This window comes from Burkholderia glumae LMG 2196 = ATCC 33617, from assembly GCF_000960995.1.
GTDB lineage: Bacteria > Pseudomonadota > Gammaproteobacteria > Burkholderiales > Burkholderiaceae > Burkholderia > Burkholderia glumae.
The window spans coordinates 1,880,417-1,896,943 of sequence record NZ_CP009434.1 but is presented as its reverse complement, the minus strand read 5'-3'; the positions used below and the strand labels follow the sequence as shown (position 1 = coordinate 1,896,943).

The following is a 16,527-nucleotide window of genomic DNA, read 5'->3' as shown; positions in this document are numbered from 1 at the left end:
ACACGAATCGCCATGTCCAAATTCTTCATCCAGCGCCCGGTCTTCGCCTGGGTGGTCGCCCTGTTCATCGTTCTGGCGGGCGTCATCGCCATTCCGAAGCTGCCCATCGCCCGCTACCCGTCCGTCGCGCCGCCGTCGGTCAGCATCATCGCCAGCTATCCGGGCGCCACGCCGCAGACCATGAACGACGCCGTGCTCAGCCTGATCGAGCGCGAGCTGTCGGGCGTGAAGAACCTGCTGTATTTCGAGTCCTCGGCCGATACGTCGGGCTCCGCGGAGATTACCGCCACCTTCAAGCCCGGCACCGACCCGGAGCTGGCGCAGGTCGACGTGCAGAACCGGCTCAAGTCGATCGAGGCACGCTTGCCGCAGGTGGTCCGTCAGAACGGGCTGACCGTGGAGTCCGCGGCGTCCGGCTTCCTGATGCTCGTCGGCCTGACATCCGAAGACGGCCGTTTCGACGAGACCGCGCTCAGCGACTACATGGCGCGCAACCTGGTCGAGGAACTGCGCCGTATCGAAGGCGTGGGCAAGGTGCAGTTGTTCGGTACCGAGCAGGCCATGCGGATCTGGGTCGATCCGGCCAAGCTGATTTCATACGGCCTGACGATGAGCGATCTGACCGCGGCCATTGCACAGCAGAACGCCCAGATCGCACCCGGCAGCGTCGGCGCCTCGCCGGCCGTGCCGGGGCAGCGGGTGACCGTGCCGCTGAATGTGCAGGGGCAATTGAGCACGCCGGAGGAGTTCGCCGCGGTGGTGCTGCGTGCCAATGCCGACGGCTCGAAGGTCGTTCTCGGCGACGTTGCCCGTGTCGAGCTGGGCGCGCAATCGTATGGCTTCTCCAACCGCGAGAACGGCAAGATCGCCACCGCCGCAGCCATCCAGCTCGCGCCCGGCGCCAATGCGGTGCGCACCGCCCAAGGCGTGCAGGCGCGCATGGCGGAGCTGAGCCGTACGATGCCGGCCGGCATGCATTACTCGATCCCGTTCAACACCGCGCCGTTCGTCAAGATTTCGATCGAGAAGGTGATCCAGACGCTGCTCGAGGCGATGGTGCTGGTGTTCCTGGTGATGTTCCTGTTCCTGCAAAACATCCGCTATACGCTGATCCCCGCCATCGTCGCGCCGATCGCCGTGCTGGGCACCTTCGCGGTGATGCTGGCCTGCGGCTTCTCGATCAACGTTCTGACCATGTTTGGCCTGGTCCTGGCGATCGGCATCATCGTCGACGACGCCATCGTGGTGGTGGAAAACGTCGAGCGCATCATGGCCGAGGAGGGGCTGGAGCCGAAGGATGCCACGCTCAAGGCGATGAAGGAGATCACCGGCGCGGTGGTCGGCATCACCCTCGTGCTGACCGCCGTTCTCATCCCGATGGCACTGGCCGGCGGCTCGGTGGGCGTGATCTACCGGCAGTTCACGCTGTCGATGGCGGTGTCGATCCTGTTCTCGGCTTTCCTCGCGCTGACGCTGACCCCCGCCCTGTGCGCCACGCTGCTCGAGCCGGTCGATCCCGGCCGCCATTATAGGCCGGGCTTTTTCGGCTGGTTCAACCGCCGTGTCGATCGCCTGAGCGCGGGCTATGAAACCCGCGTGGGCAAGCTCGTCACCCGCGCCGGACGGGTCATGCTGGCCTTCCTCGCGATCGCCGCGGTACTGGTGCTGGCCTTCCGGCAGCTGCCTTCGTCGTTTCTGCCGGACGAGGATCAGGGCTACTTCATGACCAGCATTCAGTTGCCGGCCGACGCGACCGCCGAACGCACGCTCGACGTGGTGAAGCTTTTCGAGAAGCACATCGCTTCGCGTCCCGCCATCCAGTCCAATCTGTCGATCCTCGGCTTCGGCTTCTCGGGCTCCGGCCCGAACGCCGCCATGGCCTTCACGGTGCTCAAGGACTGGAAGCAGCGCGGCGGCGCCACCTCGCAAGGCGAGGCGGCGCTGGCCCAGCAAGCCATGTCCGGCAGCACCGAAGGCACGGTGATGAGCTTGCTGCCGCCGGCGATCGACGAACTGGGCACCAGCTCCGGCTTCACGATGCGCCTGCAGGATCGCGCCAATCAAGGCTATGCCGCCCTCAAGGCGGCCGAGGCCAAGTTGCTGGCGCTGGCCGCGCGCAGCAAGGTGGTCAGCGGCGTCTATCCCGACGGCCTGCCCGCCGGCACGAGTATTCGCCTGCATATCGACCGGCAGAAGGCCGAGGCGCTGGGCCTTTCCTTCACCAGCATCAGCGACGCGCTCTCCGCCGCGATCGGATCGACCTATGTCAACGACTTCCCGCATGCCGGCCGCATGCAGCAGGTCATCATCCAGGCCGATGCGCCCGCGCGCATGCAGATCGACGATGTGCTCAAGCTGTACCTGCGCAACGCCAGCGGCGGCATGGTGCCGCTGGCCGAAGTGGTCAGGCCGGAGTGGAGCGAGACGCCGCTGCAAATGGTGCGCTTCCAGGGATTTCCGGCGGCGCGCATTTCCGGCAGCGCCGCACCCGGCGTCTCCAGCGGCGCGGCAATGGCCGAGATGGAGCGTCTGGCCGCGCAACTGCCGCCGGGATTCGCGGTGGCCTGGACCGGGCAGTCGTTGCAGGAGCGCCAGTCCGCCTCGCAGGCGCCGTTGCTGATGGCGCTGTCGATGCTGGTGGTGTTCCTGGTGCTGGCCGCGCTCTACGAGAGCTGGTCGATTCCGTTGTCGGTGCTGCTGGTGGTGCCGTTGGGCCTGCTCGGCGCGGTGGGGGCGGTGCTGCTGCGCGGCATGCCCAACGACGTGTTCTTCAAGGTCGGCTTGATTACCGTGATCGGCTTGTCGGCCAAGAACGCGATCCTGATCGTCGAGTTCGCCAAGCAACTGCGCGAGCAGGGCAAGGGCTTGATCGAGGCGGCGGTGGAGGCGGCGCGGCTGCGCCTGCGTCCGATCGTGATGACCTCGCTGGCCTTCGGCCTGGGCGTGGTGCCGCTGGTGATCGCCAGCGGCGCCAGCGCCGAGACGCAGCAGGCGATCGGCACCGGCGTGCTGGGCGGCATCGTCTCGGCGACCGTGCTGGCGATCTTCTTCGTACCGGTGTTCTTCGTGTTCGTGATGGGGTTCCAGGAACGCTTCGTGACCTGGCGGGCAAACCGCCGGGCGGCCCGCCCGTCCCACCACCAGCAACAGGATTGATGTCATGCGCGCACTCATGGTTCTACTGTTGCTGACGGTGTCGGCATGCTCGCTGGACCCCGCGCTGGTCAAACCCGAGCCGCCGGTGCCCGCCACCTTCCCGACCGAGGCCGGCCGCGCCACCCAGGCGCATGCCGCCGATCTCGGCTGGCGCACGATGTTCCGCGACCCGCGCCTGCAACGCCTGATCGAACTGGGGCTGGGCCACAACCGCGACCTGCGCCTGGCGGTTCTGAACGTCGAGGCCGTCCGTGCCCAATACGGCATTCAGCGCGCGGCCCGGCTGCCGTCGATCGAGGCGACCGCCAGCGCCACTCGCCAGCGCACGGTGGCCGGCAGCGAGCTCGGCCCGGCCGTGCCCGCGGCAGTCCAGGAGCAGTACGTCCTCAGTCTCGGCCTCAATGCCTTCGAGGTCGATCTGTTCGGCCGCGTGCGCTCCTTGTCCGAGGCCGCCTTCGCCCGCTACCTTGCCAGCGAGCAAGGGCGCCGAGCGACGCAGATCGCCTTGGTCGGCGCGATCGCCGATGCCTATTTCGCCGAGCGTCTGGCGCAAGCGCAGCACCGCCTGGCCGAGCGCACGCTGGCGGACTGGCGCCAATCGCTGGACCTGGCGCGCAAATTGAAAGCGGCCAACCAGAGCAGCGGCCTGGATGTGGCCCAGGCCGAAGCTCAGGTCGCCAGCGCCCAAGCCGACCTGGAAGCGCGCGGGCGCGCCGTGGCACAGTCGCGCAACGCGCTGCGGCTGCTGATCGGCACCGACCTTCCGGCGAATCTGCCGGCATCGATTCCCTTGGACGCGCAACCGGTGGTGACCCGGTTGCCGGCGGGGCTGCCGTCCGATCTGTTGCTTCGCCGTCCCGACATTCTGCAAGCCGAGCAAAGCCTGGTTGCCGCCAATGCCGAGATCGGCGCCGCGCGCGCCGCGTTCTTCCCGCGCCTGTCGCTGACCGCCGCGCTCGGTTATGCGAGTCCGGCCATGCACGGGCTGTTCGACGGCGGCAGCCGGGCCTGGAGCTTTGCGCCGCAGATCACCGTGCCGATCTTCCAGGCAGGAAGGCTGCGTGCCGAACTGCGGCTGGCGCAACTGCGTAAGTCCAGTGCCGTTGCCGAGTACGAAAAGGCCATCCAGGCCGCGTTCCGCGAAGTGGCCGATGGCCTCGCCGGTCAAGAAACCTATGGACGGCAGATCGAGGCGCAGGCGCGCGTGGTATCGAGCGCCGAGCGCCGCATGGAACTGTCCAAGCTGCGCTACCTCGCAGGCGTGGAGGGGCGGCTGGAGCTGCTCGATTCGCAGCGGCAGCTCTACGCGGCACGGCAGGCACTGCTGGAACTTCGCCGCAGCGCGCTCGGCAACGCCGTCTCGCTCTACAAGGCGCTCGGCGGCGGATTGACGGACCGGGACGCGAGCCCGGCCGACGGCACGGCGCTGCAAGGGCCCGTCGACGCGACCGTCGACGCGCGGGGATGACGCGGCAGGGGCGCGCCACCGGCGATCGCGCCGGACATGCGTGACGGCAGGCCCTCGCTGCGCGCTTTCCGCTTGGCCTCCCACGGATTGGTGAAATGGCATAGAAAGCGGCCAGTCATACTGAGGCCATGGAAATGACGGAGCATGCCTCGGTTTAAATGAAACGAGGCCGTTGCCGGATGAGGATGAAGAGAACTCGCGTCGCCGGGTGTTTCTTGTTGCTCTTGATTGGTGCGAGTCTTGCGGGGTGCGGCGGCAGTGACGATAGCGCCGGCAATCCAGCGCCGGCCGTGAAGAAAGTGTATCACTGCGGCAATTGACGAGCCGACAAGATAAAGCCATGAAATCGAATCGCCGGGACTTTATAAAAAAATCGGCAAAGGTGCTTGGGGCAGCGGGCGCGATATCTCTCTTGCCGGCCAGCATCCGGCGCGCCCTCGCCATCCCTGCCTCGTCGAAGACAGGCACGATCAATGATGTCGAGCACGTGGTCGTGCTCATGCAGGAAAATCGCTCGTTCGATCACTATCTTGGGCATCACGCGGGATTTCGCGGATTCAACGACAGATCGACGCTTCCCGTCGATGCCCAAGCCTCGATCTTCAATCAGCCCGACGGACAGGGTGGCTACGTAACGACTTTCCATCTCGATAGTAATGCCACGCGCGCGCAAACCATCAGCTCGCTGCCGCACGGCTGGTCGGACGGCCATGCGGCCTGGAACGACGGCCGCTGGGATAATTGGGTGCCCGCTAAAGGGGGGCTCACCATGGGGCATTTCGCGCGCAACGACATTCCCTTTCACTACGCGTTGGCCGACGCGTTTACGGTATGCGACGCGTATTTTGCATCCTGCCTGGGGCCGACCAACACCAATCGTCTTCATCTGATGACCGGCATGATCGACGTCGCCGGCACCGGCGGCGGACCACTGATCGACAACACGCCGGCCCATGTCTTCACGTGGACGACGTACCCGGAGCGGCTGCAAAAGGCCGGAGTCAGCTGGCGCGTGTACCAAGGCTCGGACGGTAGCGAGCCGTTCAGGACCTCGCTGACGCCCAACCCCGCGGGTTCGACGAACCTCGACTACCCGAATCCGTACAACGTACTGAATTTCTTCCAAGCCTATACCGCCGCCGATGCCGATCCGGCGCTCGTCGCGAATGCCACGACGAAGCGAACCCTGGCCGAGCTGACGAACGACGTCAAAGCCGGCACGCTCCCCCAGGTCTCCTGGCTCTTGCCTCCCTACCTCTGTTCGGAGCATCCGGCCCGCTCGCCGGCGGACGGTGCGACATACATCGCCGCCGTGCTGGATGCCTTGACGTCGAATCCGGATACCTGGAGCAAAACCGCGCTGTTCATTACCTACGATGAAAACGACGGTTTCTTCGACCACGTCGTTCCGCCGTCGCCGCCGATGTCGAGCCGTGAGGGCTTGTCGAATGTTGCCACCGCCAACGAGTTCTATGCGGGCAGCAGCACCAATCCATCCGGCCCGGTCGGGCTGGGCGCGCGGGTGCCGATGTTCGTCGTCTCCCCGTGGTCCAAGGGAGCCTGGACCTGCTCCGAGGTATTCGATCACACCTCCATCATCAAATTCATCGAGAAGCGCTTCGGCGTCGTGGAGCCCAACATCAGCGCCTGGCGCCGCGCGATTTGTGGCGATCTGACGTCCGCCTTCGACTTCACGAGCCCTGATGCGAGCGCCGTGTCGGTGCCTTCCGTGGCGGGATTGAGTGCCGCCGCGGCAGCCCAGAGCACGCTTGCGCCACCCACCGTGCCCGTCACCCAGGTGCCGTCGCAACAGGAGCGGGGCAGCCGGAACGCGCGTGCGCTTCCCTATGAGCTGTTTGTCGATGCGGCTCAAGACCTGAGCGCGTCGACCATCACGCTGAGCTTCATCAACACGGGCAGTGTCGCGGCCGGCTTTGCCGTGTATTCGGCAGGCACGCCGACATCGGTCAAACGCTATACGGTGGACGCAAACAGCAAGTTGTCCGACAGTTGGCGCTTTGCCGGCGGGGCAGCGGTGGCCTCGGCCTATGACTTGACGGTGATCGCGCCGAACGGCTTCGTCCGCCGCTTTGTTTCGTCGGGCACGAGCGCGAGCAGCCAAGAAGCGACCGTCTGTTATGAAGTCACCGCCGGCGACCTTGCCGTCAACCTGGTCAACACCGGCAAAGCCGGCGTGACGTTCCGGATCACGGACAATCGCTACGGTGTCGCTGCGCAATCGGTGAGCGTGGCGGCCGGCCAAACGGTCCAGGTGCCATGGTCGCTGGCTGCCAGCAAGAGGTGGTACGACCTCGGCATCACTTGCGATGCCGACGCGCGCTTCCTGCGCCAGTTCGCGGGACACGTCGAAATCGGTGCGCCGGGGGTCACCGATCCTTCGATGGCCTAGTTTCCAATGCGCCTCGCCGCGCGGCCGTGCCGGTAGCGCCTCGCGGCGGCGCGGCTGCATGCCGTGCTCGCTGGCGTGTCCCACGGCCGACGCGGCCGGCAGGCGCATCCGCAGATCCCGCCGGGCCGCCGCGGCAGCCCGAGCGAGCCGCCGAGACGGCCGCGATTCGCCAACCTGCCGCGTTTCTATCGGGACGAGGCCAAATGAAATTCCGAGGCGGCTTGCCTGAGGCTGGCCGCCTGCTGATCCAAAGACTGGGCGGATGCGGCGGCCTCTTCGACCAACGCGGCGTTTTGTTGGGTGACGGCGTCCATCTGGGAGACCGCTTGATTGACTTGTTCGATGCCGCGGCTTTGCTCTTCGGAGGCCGCTGCCATCTCGTTGACGATGTCCGACACTCGTTTGATCGCGATTCGGACCTCCGCCATCGTCGTGCCGACTTCCCCGGCTTGTTTCGAACCTTGATGGATCATCTCCACGGAAGACGAGATCAGGGCCTTGATCTCCTTGGCCGCCGCAGCCGAACGCTGCGCGAGGTTTCGCACCTCGCTCGCGACCACGGCGAAGCCGCGGCCTTCCTCGCCGGCGCGGGCAGCTTCCACGGCCGCGTTCAGCGCCAGGATGTTGGTCTGGAAGGCGATCGACTCGATCATGCCGGTGATTTCCGAGATCTTGGCCGAGCTATCGCTGATGCGCGATATCTCGCCGATCATCGCATGCACGGAGGCATCGCCGCTATCGGCCAGCCCGGTCGCGCTGGCCGCCAAGGCGTTCGCCTGCTTCGCGTTTTCCGCATTCTGCTTCACGGTTTGCGTAATCTGCGTCATGCTGGCCGCGGTTTCCTCCAGCGAGGCCGCCTGCTGCTCGGTTCTTGCCGACAGGTCGATGTTGCCGCTCGCGATTTCGCTCGCGGCGAGCGTGACCGAGTTCGCGGAGCTTTGTATTCCGCGCACCATCTTCGTCAGATTGGCATCCATCGCCGACAGGGCACGCAATAAATCGCCAAATTCCCCACTGGCGTCGGCGCGAATCGTATTCTCGAGCTGCCCCCCTGCAATATGGTTCGCCAAATGGATGGCCTCGTCCAGCGGCCGGCCGATGGCGCGAAAAAGATAGACGCAGGCGGCGATGATGACGAGTACCCCTGCCGCCAGCAGCGCGATCGCCACCCGGGCCACGAAATTCGCCTCTTCGTCGCTGGTCCGGGCATAGTCCTTTGCCTGATCGTCATTGATCAGGATGTCCTGGGCGATGATTTTGAGTAAGAGTCGCTAACACAAGTCATCCACGAATCTGGAGCAGATGACGGCGGCAGCCAGGACAAGCAGAGCGGTATGAATATCGAGGCGTCGTTCGAAGCGAATTCGAAGCTTGCCGAATCCGGCGAACCAGGCATGCGTACGCTCGACGACCCAACGATGCCTGCCCAGCCGTTCGCTGCTTTCGATACCGCGGCGTGCAATACGAGCCTTGATGCCGCGCTGTCTCAGATAACGTCGACAACGCCCGAAGTCATACCCTTTGTCAGCGTGCAGTTTGCTCGGGCGCTTGCGTGGCGGACCGTTCAGCCCGGGTACCGCAGGAATGGCATCGAGCGTGGACTCGAATGCCATCGAATCGTGGCGGTTGGCTCCCGTGATCGTGACGGCCAGAGGAATGCCGCGTGCATCTACGACGATGTGTCGCTTCGATCCGAGCTTGCCGCGGTCGGTCGGGTTGGGGCCGGTTTCCTGGCCCCCCGGGGGCTGGAGACGCTGGCTCCATCGAGGCTGGCGCGTTCCCAATCGATCTGGTCGTGCTCACGCAGCCGACGCAGCATCGCCAGATGCAGCCGGCGCCATACACCGGCCGCTTGCCAGTCTCGCAGACGTCGCCAACACGTCATGCCACTGCCGAAGCCCAGTTCTTGCGGGAGGTCTTCCCACGGGATACCGGTTTGCAGCACATATAGGATGCCGTTGAGCGCAGCTCGGTCATCGACCGTGCGCCGCCGTCCGCCCTTGGGCGATGGGGTGAATTCCGGAATCAGCGGTTCCAGCTCCACCCACAACTCGTTGCTGATTTTGCGTCTTGCCATATCGCAGACGATACGACTTCTGCTACGTCATGTCTAGGTTATGTTAGCGGCTCTAATTCGGTGGAGGCGTTCGCGTGCTGATCGACCATTTCCGCCGCGCCATCATAGTTGCCGCTGGCGAAAAGATCCGTGATGTGTTCCGTGAGCTTCTGAAAATCGGGCAGGCCGGCGTCGATCGCGTCCGCCACCGATTTTTCCTGCGGGCTGCTGACGTGCAGCGGATAGTAGTCCGCCCAGGCTTTTTTCATGGTCGCCAGATCCAGCTTGACGGCATCCACGGCCGTTTGTGTTTTCTGCGGCTCGCGGAATGCCTGTATTCTTCTGAATTGAAGCCGGATATCGAGTTGCGTTGCCCGAATTTCCGCCAGATCCTGGATCGGGACGGTCACTTCAGTATAGGATTCCCTGACGTTTTTCCTCATTTCAAAGATGGCGGAGATTCCGAAAATACTGATGACCAGCATGAGGAAAAAACAAAAAACCATTGATGCCAGGATCTTGAATTTTATGGATTGCATAAAATTATTCATATCCCTTCCTTTCTCGTTGACGTTCTGTGGCAGACCAGCCAGGCGACGCTGCCCGCCTCGTTGCGTTGCGCCGGGGCATTGGCGTGAGGTGCGGTAAACGTCGCCGGGCGTTTGGCGCCTTCCTTGATAGCGCTGTCGGGATAACGGCAACCCATCGGGAATCTGTCACCAGGGCTATCAAATTTATCAATTCAAATTACTGATTGAAAGCTTTTCTGGCTAAAAAGAAGGATTTTATATTCTAAATTAAAATAATAAGAGAATTTAAATTCTATTGTTTCTTTTTTTAGTAGGATAAAATTTTATTTTCGCGGCTGATCCGGCAAAATCCCGAAATGATAAATCTGGGGGCGAGCGGATTCTTTCATGCCCCAGCCGTTGTCGATGCCGGTGCGCCCCGGCGTTTCTGCGGCGGCGCGGGCCCAGTCGTGCGTCGGGCGTCAGGCCGGCGCTTGCCAAGCGAGCCGGCCGGGCCGCGCTCGGCCGGGGGCGAAGGCGGCACCCGAGGCGAGCGGTCTGCTGGCCGGCTCGGGCGTGACAGGCTGGATTGCGCGAGCGGGCCGCCCGGCGCCGCGCTACGCCGGATCGGAGGGGGCCCGCCGGTAGCCGGCGCCCGCGTGCGTGGCGGGCAGCGTCGGGCCGGCGCCGAACAGCTTCTCGCGCAGCGTGCCGTCGGCGTAGGCACGCTTGTAGCGGCCGCGCGCTTGCAGCTCGGGGACCACCAGGTCGATGAAGTCCTCGTAGCTTTCCGGCGTGACGGTGCGGGTGAGGTTGAAGCCGTCGATGTCGGTGTCGTCGATCCAGCCGGTCAGGGCGTCGGCCACCTGCACCGGGTCGCCGACGATGGTCGCGTAGCGGCCGCCGAGCGTCATCTGGCCGAGCAGGTCGCGCACGGTCGTGCCGCGCCGGCCGTCGGTCGCGCGCTGCAGCGACGATTCGATGCCGCGCGGCTTGCTGCCGTCGGCCGGCGTGATCTCGTCGTCGAGCGCGAAGGCCGCGTAGTCCACCCCGGTGCCGGCCGCGAAATGCGCGAGGCCGGCCTCGGGGCTCGCGTGGCGCGCGTAGTCGGCGTACTTGTCGCGTGCCTCGGCCTCGCTGCGGCCCACGACCACCGTCACGCCCATGAAGATCTTCAGGGCGCCCGGGTCGCGTCCCGCCTCGGCCGCCTGCCGCCGCAGCGCGGCCACCAGCTGGCGCGTGCCTTCGCGGCTGCCGCTCGAAATGAACACGCATTCGGCGTGGCGCGCCGCGAACGCCTGGCCGCGCCGCGACGAGCCGGCCTGGAACAGCACCGGCGTGCGCTGCGGCGAAGGCTCGGCGAGATGGTAGCCGTCCACCTCGTAGAAGCGGCCGCGATGCGTGATGCGATGCACCTTCGCCGGGTCGGCGAACACGCGCGCGGCCCGGTCGCGCCGCACCGCGCCGTCTTCCCAGCTGCCTTCCCAGAGCTGGTAGAGCACCTCGAGATATTCATCGGCGCGCGCATAGCGCTCGTCGTGCGCGATCTGGCCGGTCAGGCCCGTCGCGCGCGCGGCGCTGTCGAGGTAGCCGGTCACGATATTCCAGCCGATGCGCCCGCCGCTCAGGTGGTCGAGCGTCGAGAAGCGGCGCGCGAGCAGGTAGGGCGCCTCGCAGCTCAGGTTGACGGTGATGCCGAAGCCGAGATGGCGCGTGGCGGCGGCCATCGCCGAGACCAGCAGCATCGGATCGTTGACGGGCAGCTGGATCGATTCGCGCAGCGTGAGGTCGAGCGAGCCGCCGTACACGTCGTAGACGCCGACGATGTCGGCGATGAACAGGCCGTCGAACAGCCCGCGTTCGAGCAGGCGCGCCAGGTCGGTCCAGTAGGCGAGCGTATGGTATTCGGCCGAGCGGTCGCGCGGGTGCGTCCAGAGGCCGTGGTTGATGTGGCCCACGCAGTTCATGTCGAATGCGTTCAGGCGGATCGGCTTGCGGGTCGTCATCGTCGGGGCGGCGCGCCGGAGCGGGTGATCGAAACCGGCGAGCATGGCATGCGGGCGGGGGCGCGGCAACCAAGGATTGGTGATTAGCTTTGCCGTGCCGCCACGAAGGCGTCCGGCGGCAGGCGCCGGCATGGCGGCGCGAGGGCCGAAGGCGGCGCCGGCCACCCGCGCCTGCCGCGCCGGCCCGGCGGCGCCTGCGGTTCGTGACGCGGCGCGGCGGCGCGTGCCGCCGCCCGGGCCGGCCGTGCGCGGACGCGGGGCGCCCGGGGCGTCGCGCGGCTCAGTCCAGCCCGCCCTGACACAGGTATTTGATCGACAGATAGTCGTCGAGGCCGTAGCGCGAGCCTTCGCGGCCGTAGCCCGATTCCTTCACGCCGCCGAACGGCGCGGCCTCGCTCGCGAGCGCGCCTTCGTTGATCCCGACGATGCCGGTTTCGAGCCGTGCCGACACGCGCGCGATGCGCCGCACGTCCTGCGTGTAGCAATAGGCGGCGAGCCCGAACGGCGTGTCGTTGGCGGCGGCGATCGCCTCGTCCTCGGTATCGAACCGAAACAGCGCGGCGATCGGGCCGAAGGTTTCCTCGCAGTTCAGCTGCATCGCGGTGGTGGCGTCGGCGAGCACGGTCGGCGCGTAGAAGTTCGGCCCCAGCTCGGGCAGGCGCTTGCCGCCCGTCAGCACGCGGGCGCCGTGCTCGATGGCGTCGCCCACATGGCGCGCGATCTTGTCGACCGCGCGCGCGTTGATCATCGGGCCGATTTGCGCGGCCGGGTCGGTGGCCGGCGCCACCTTCAGCGCGGCCACGCGCTCGGTCAGCTTCGCGGCGAAGGCTTCGTAGAGGCCGGCCTGCACGTAGACGCGGTTCGGCGACACGCAGGTCTGGCCGCCGTTGCGGAACTTGGCGGCCATCAGCCCGTCGACGGCCGCGTCCAGCTCGGCGTCGTCGAACACGATGAAGGGCGCGTTGCCGCCGAGTTCCAGCGACAGCTTCTTGAGGGTGGCGGCCGACTCGCGGGCGAGCAGCTTGCCGACCGGCGTCGAGCCGGTGAACGTGATCTTGCGCACACGGCCGTCCGCGAGCCAGTCCGCCACGGCGGCCACGCCGCGCTCGCGCGAGGCGGCGATCATGTTCAGCACGCCGGGCGGGACGCCGGCCTCCTGCGCGAGCAGCGCGAGCGCCAGCGCGGTGAGCGGCGTATCCTCCGCCGGCTTCGCCACCACCGTGCAGCCGGCGGCGAGCGCAGGAGCGATCTTGCGCGCGATCATCGCCAGCGGGAAATTCCACGGCGTGATCGCCGCGACGATGCCGATCGGCTCCTTGACCGCGCTGAGCCGCTTGCCGTGCTGCTGCTGCGGAATCAGGTCGCCGTAGCTGCGCGTGGCTTCCTCCGCGAACCACAGCACATACGATGCGCCGTAGGCGACTTCGCCGCGCGCCTCGGCGAGCGGCTTGCCCTGCTCGCGCGACATCAGCCTGGCCAGATCGTCGGTGTGCGCGACGAGCGCCGCGTGCCAGGCGCGCAGGATCGCGGCGCGCTCGCGAGCGGGCCTCGCGCGCCACGCGGGCAGCGCGCGCGCGGCGGCGTCGGTCGCGGCGCGCGCGTCGGCCGCGCCGCTGTCGGGGGCCTGGGCGACGGTCTCGAGCGTCGCCGGATCGACGACCTCGAAGCACGCGCCGTCGAGCGCGTCTTGCCACCTGCCGTCGATCAGGTTGGCGCAGCGCAGCAGTTCGGTTCGGTGCAGCGTGAGCGGCATGGCAAATCCTTGGATGAGGCGCTGCGGCGGCAGCGCGCGGCGCGGCAACCCCACGCGGGCAGCGCGGCGCCGCGTTCGAGGTGCCGGCCGAGCGTCGTCAGTGACGGTCGCCGAACAGCGATTCGAGCGGGTAATGCCGTTTGACGAACGGCGACTTGATGATCACGTAGCTGAAATACTTCTCGATGCCGATGTTCTGCTCGAGCAGCCCTTCGACGATCGTCTGGTAATGGCTCACGCTGCGCGTGATGAACTTGAGCAGATAGTCGTAGCCGCCGCTCGCGAGGTGGCACTCGACGATCTCGTCGACCAGGCGGATCGCCGCGACGAAGCGGTCGAAATCCTCGCGCCGGTGGTCGGCGAGCGTGACCTCGGTGAACACCACCTGCACGTCGCCGAGCTTCTCGAGCTGGATGTGCGCGCCGTAGCCGCCGATGTAGCCGGCCTTCTCGAGCCGCTTCACGCGAATCAGGCAGGGGCTCGGCGAGAGTCCGACCGCCTCGGCAAGCTCGACATTGGTCATGCGGCCGCGCTTTTGCAACTGGGAGAGGATGCGCAGGTCGATGCGATCCAGCTTGCTGTCCGTCATGTTCACGTGAGAAGGCGTAAATGGAATGTCCGGTTACTTTAGAGTCGATCGATGAGCGCCACAAGCCCGGCTTTCCCTTGCCGGGCCGCCGGGCTCAAGCGTGCGCGAGGTCCAGCGCGCGCAGCACGGCCGGCTCGGCCAGCACGTCGTCGAGGGTCTTGCGCACGCGTTCGAACAGCAGGTCGAATTCGCCCGCGGTGAAGCTCAGCGCCGGCGCGAAACCGAGCACGCCGTCGCCGAACGCGCGGAACGTCACGCCGTTCGCGTAGGCGGCCTGGGCGATCCGCTCGGGCAGGCCCAGCGCCGGGTCGAACCGGGTCTTGCGCGCCTTGTCGGCCACCAGTTCGAGCGCGCCGAGCAGGCCGATCGAGCGCGCGTCGCCGACCAGCGGGTGCGCGCGCAGCGCGTCGAGCCCGGCGGCGAAGCGCGGCGCCATCGCCTGGCCGTTCGCGAGCAGGCCGCCCTCGTGATAGAGCCTCAGCACCTCCAGGCCGATCGCGGCGCTGACCGGATGGGCCGAATACGTGTAGCCGTGCCCGACCACGGCCGTCTCCGACCGGCTGCCGGCGATGCCTTGGTAGATTTCGTCGGACATCAGCACCGCGCCCATCGGCGCGTAGCCGGCGGTCAGCCCCTTCGCGACCGTCATCAGGTCCGGCTCGACCTGTTCGGCCTCGCACGCGAACAGCGGGCCGGTGCGGCCGAAGCCGGTGATCACCTCGTCGGCGACGAACAGGATGCCCAGGCGCCGGCACGCGTCGCGCATGGCGCGCAGCCAGCCGGCCGGCGGCACGATCACGCCGCCCGAGCCCTGCACGGGCTCGCAGAAGAACGCCGCCACCGTATCCGCGCCGAGCTCGGCGACCTTGTCCTCCAGCGCGGCGACCGACGCGGCGATCAGCGCCTGCGGATCGTCGCCGAGCGGATGGCGGTAGGGGTAGGGCGAGGCAATATGGTGCTGCTCCGGGCGCGGCAGGTCGAAATGGCGGTGAAAGGCCGGCAGCGCGGTGAGGCCGGCGCCGACCGACGACGAACCGTGATACCCGCGTTCGAGCGCGATCATCTGCTTTTTCGACGGGCGGCCGGTCGCGTTGAAATAGTGCGTGATGAAACGCACCGCGGAGTCGACCGCATCCGAGCCGCCGAGCGTGAAGTAGACGCGGTTCAGCGACGGCGGCGCGAGCGACGCGAGCCGCTCGGCCAGCTCGATGGCCGGCTGCGAGCCGAAATGGAAATAGCCGGTGGCGTAGGGCAGCTTCGCCATCTGCTCGGCGGCGGCCTTCACGATGCTGTCGCGGCCGTAGCCGACGTTGACGCACCACAGGCCCGAGAACGCGTCGAGCAGCGTATGGCCGTGGGCGTCGCGCAGGAATACGCCTTGTGCGGAATCGAGCACGGTGACGCCGCGCGCCTCGTGCGCGTGGTAGTTGATGACGGGGTGGATCAGGTGTTGACGATCGGCTTCGATCAGCGCGGCTGGGTTCATGGCGGGGGCGAGGGGCTCGTCGGTGGTCAGCGGTGAGGACATGCTAACGGGCGAGAATTCCGCCTGCGTCTTCAATTTGCCGTGCGGAACGTATGGACGCGGCGTTTGCACGGCGCGGCGCGGCATTTTCTGCTGCGCGCGCCGCCCGGCCGGGCGCCGGCGTCAGTAGCCGCGCGCGCGGTCGACCACGCCGAGCATCGGCTGTCCCGCGCGGTGGCGCGCCAGGTTCGCGAGCACGGCGTCCACCGCCGTGTCGGGCCGCGTCGCGCTGGCGATGTGCGGCGTGATCCGGATGCGCGGATGGTGCCAGAACGGATGGCCCGCCGGCAGCGGCTCCGGATCGGTCACATCCAGGATGGCACTGTCGAGCCGGCCGCTGTCGAGTGCCGCGAGCAGCGCTGCCGCGTCGAGCTGCGGGCCGCGGCCGACCTGCACGAGCGAGGCGCCCGCCGGCAGCGCGTCGAACACGCGCGCGCCGAGCAGCCCGCGCGTGCTGTCGGTGAGCGGCAGCAGGCAGACCAGGATGTCGGTGCGGGCGAGGAACGCGTCGAGTGCCGCCTCGCCCGCATGGCAAGCGACGCCGTCGAGCGTGCGCGGCGTGCGGCTCCAGCCGGCGCAGGGGAAGCCGAAGCGGCGCAGCATGTCGAGCACGGCCTGCCCGAGCGTGCCGAGCCCGAGCACGCCGACCCGGCGCGACGCGGCCGCGCGCACGGCCTTGGGCTGCCAGGCCTGCGCGCGCTGCTGCGCCGCGTAGTCGAACAGGTCGCGGTGCACGGTCAGCACCGCCTGCGTCACGTACTCGACCATGCCCTCGACGATGCCGGGCTCGATCATCCGCACCACGGGCAGATGCGCCGGCACGCGCGACAGGTCGAACTGGTCGATGCCGGCGCCCACCGAGAACACCACCTCGAGGTTCGGCAGCAGCGCGACCGGATCGTCCGGCGGCTGCCAGGCCGCGAGATAGCGGACCGCCTCGGGGTCGCCGATGTCGGGCCAGATCCGGAACGCGAGGTCGGGCGCTCGCTGCGCGAAGCGCTGTGCCCATTGCGCGCCGCGGACCGGGTCCGCCTTGTAAAGGAAGCTCATCGCGC

The 16,527-nt window shown here is 67.2% G+C and carries 10 protein-coding genes and 1 pseudogene; 3 read left to right on the top strand and 8 right to left on the bottom strand.

Going from position 1 to position 16,527, the window contains the following annotated elements:
* The first annotated feature begins 12 nt into the window (after window positions 1-12).
* The 3 genes from KS03_RS09065 to KS03_RS09055 all read left to right on the top strand — a co-directional run bounded on the left by KS03_RS09065 (window position 13) and on the right by KS03_RS09055 (window position 7,034).
* The gene (locus KS03_RS09065; RefSeq protein ID WP_017432753.1) at window positions 13-3,156 is read left to right on the top strand and encodes a multidrug efflux RND transporter permease subunit; all 3,144 of its coding nucleotides are present in this window, start codon (window positions 13-15) and stop codon (window positions 3,154-3,156) included.
* A gap of 4 nt (window positions 3,157-3,160) precedes the next feature.
* Entirely contained in the window at window positions 3,161-4,624 is a 1,464-nt protein-coding gene (locus tag KS03_RS09060; protein ID WP_012733811.1) for an efflux transporter outer membrane subunit, read from the top strand.
* A 340-nt stretch (window positions 4,625-4,964) separates the two neighbouring features.
* Entirely contained in the window at window positions 4,965-7,034 is a 2,070-nt protein-coding gene (locus tag KS03_RS09055) for a phosphocholine-specific phospholipase C (protein WP_012733812.1), read from the top strand.
* Window positions 7,035-7,219: 185 nt separating this feature from the next.
* On the opposite strand, the pseudogene KS03_RS09050 reads toward KS03_RS09055, so the two are convergent.
* The 8 genes and pseudogenes from KS03_RS09050 to KS03_RS09020 form a co-directional block, all read right to left on the bottom strand.
* A pseudogene (locus KS03_RS09050) lies at window positions 7,220-8,287 on the bottom strand (methyl-accepting chemotaxis protein); the annotation flags it as partial.
* A gap of 18 nt (window positions 8,288-8,305) precedes the next feature.
* A protein-coding gene (locus KS03_RS29780) for an IS5 family transposase (protein WP_085962370.1) occupies window positions 8,306-9,111 on the bottom strand; the annotation gives its coding sequence in 2 pieces (ribosomal slippage) (window positions 8,306-8,781 and window positions 8,781-9,111; 807 coding nt in all).
* A gap of 38 nt (window positions 9,112-9,149) precedes the next feature.
* A complete protein-coding gene (locus KS03_RS09045) occupies window positions 9,150-9,641 on the bottom strand; it encodes a Tar ligand binding domain-containing protein (protein ID WP_012733813.1) in 492 nt (163 codons plus the stop codon).
* 575 nt (window positions 9,642-10,216) lie between these two features.
* Window positions 10,217-11,605, bottom strand: coding sequence for an LLM class flavin-dependent oxidoreductase (locus KS03_RS09040; protein ID WP_012733814.1), 1,389 nt, complete (start codon window positions 11,603-11,605; stop codon window positions 10,217-10,219).
* A 280-nt stretch (window positions 11,606-11,885) separates the two neighbouring features.
* Complete coding sequence (locus KS03_RS09035; RefSeq protein ID WP_012733815.1) at window positions 11,886-13,358, bottom strand: NAD-dependent succinate-semialdehyde dehydrogenase; 1,473 nt, start codon at window positions 13,356-13,358, stop codon at window positions 11,886-11,888.
* Window positions 13,359-13,455: 97 nt separating this feature from the next.
* A complete protein-coding gene (locus tag KS03_RS09030) occupies window positions 13,456-13,947 on the bottom strand; it encodes an Lrp/AsnC family transcriptional regulator (protein WP_012733816.1) in 492 nt (163 codons plus the stop codon).
* Between the two features lie 94 nt (window positions 13,948-14,041).
* Window positions 14,042-15,433 (bottom strand): aspartate aminotransferase family protein, encoded by a 1,392-nt coding sequence (locus KS03_RS09025; protein WP_012733817.1) that lies wholly within the window; start codon window positions 15,431-15,433, stop codon window positions 14,042-14,044.
* 162 nt (window positions 15,434-15,595) lie between these two features.
* A complete protein-coding gene (locus KS03_RS09020; protein WP_012733818.1) occupies window positions 15,596-16,522 on the bottom strand; it encodes a 2-hydroxyacid dehydrogenase in 927 nt (308 codons plus the stop codon).
* Window positions 16,523-16,527: the final 5 nt, after the last annotated feature.

Bases quoted from the DNA above. Each gene is read 5' to 3' on its own strand.
- KS03_RS09065 (WP_017432753.1), top strand. From the start codon at position 13: ATGTCCAAATTCTTCATCCAGCGCCCGGTCTTCGCCTGGGTGGTCGCC.
- KS03_RS09060 (WP_012733811.1), top strand. From the start codon at position 3,161: ATGCGCGCACTCATGGTTCTACTGTTGCTGACGGTGTCGGCATGCTCG.
- KS03_RS09055 (WP_012733812.1), top strand. From the start codon at position 4,965: ATGAAATCGAATCGCCGGGACTTTATAAAAAAATCGGCAAAGGTGCTT.
- KS03_RS09045 (WP_012733813.1), bottom strand. From the start codon at position 9,641: ATGAATAATTTTATGCAATCCATAAAATTCAAGATCCTGGCATCAATG.
- KS03_RS09040 (WP_012733814.1), bottom strand. From the start codon at position 11,605: ATGACGACCCGCAAGCCGATCCGCCTGAACGCATTCGACATGAACTGC.
- KS03_RS09035 (WP_012733815.1), bottom strand. From the start codon at position 13,358: ATGCCGCTCACGCTGCACCGAACCGAACTGCTGCGCTGCGCCAACCTG.
- KS03_RS09030 (WP_012733816.1), bottom strand. From the start codon at position 13,947: ATGACGGACAGCAAGCTGGATCGCATCGACCTGCGCATCCTCTCCCAG.
- KS03_RS09025 (WP_012733817.1), bottom strand. From the start codon at position 15,433: ATGAACCCAGCCGCGCTGATCGAAGCCGATCGTCAACACCTGATCCAC.
- KS03_RS09020 (WP_012733818.1), bottom strand. From the start codon at position 16,522: ATGAGCTTCCTTTACAAGGCGGACCCGGTCCGCGGCGCGCAATGGGCA.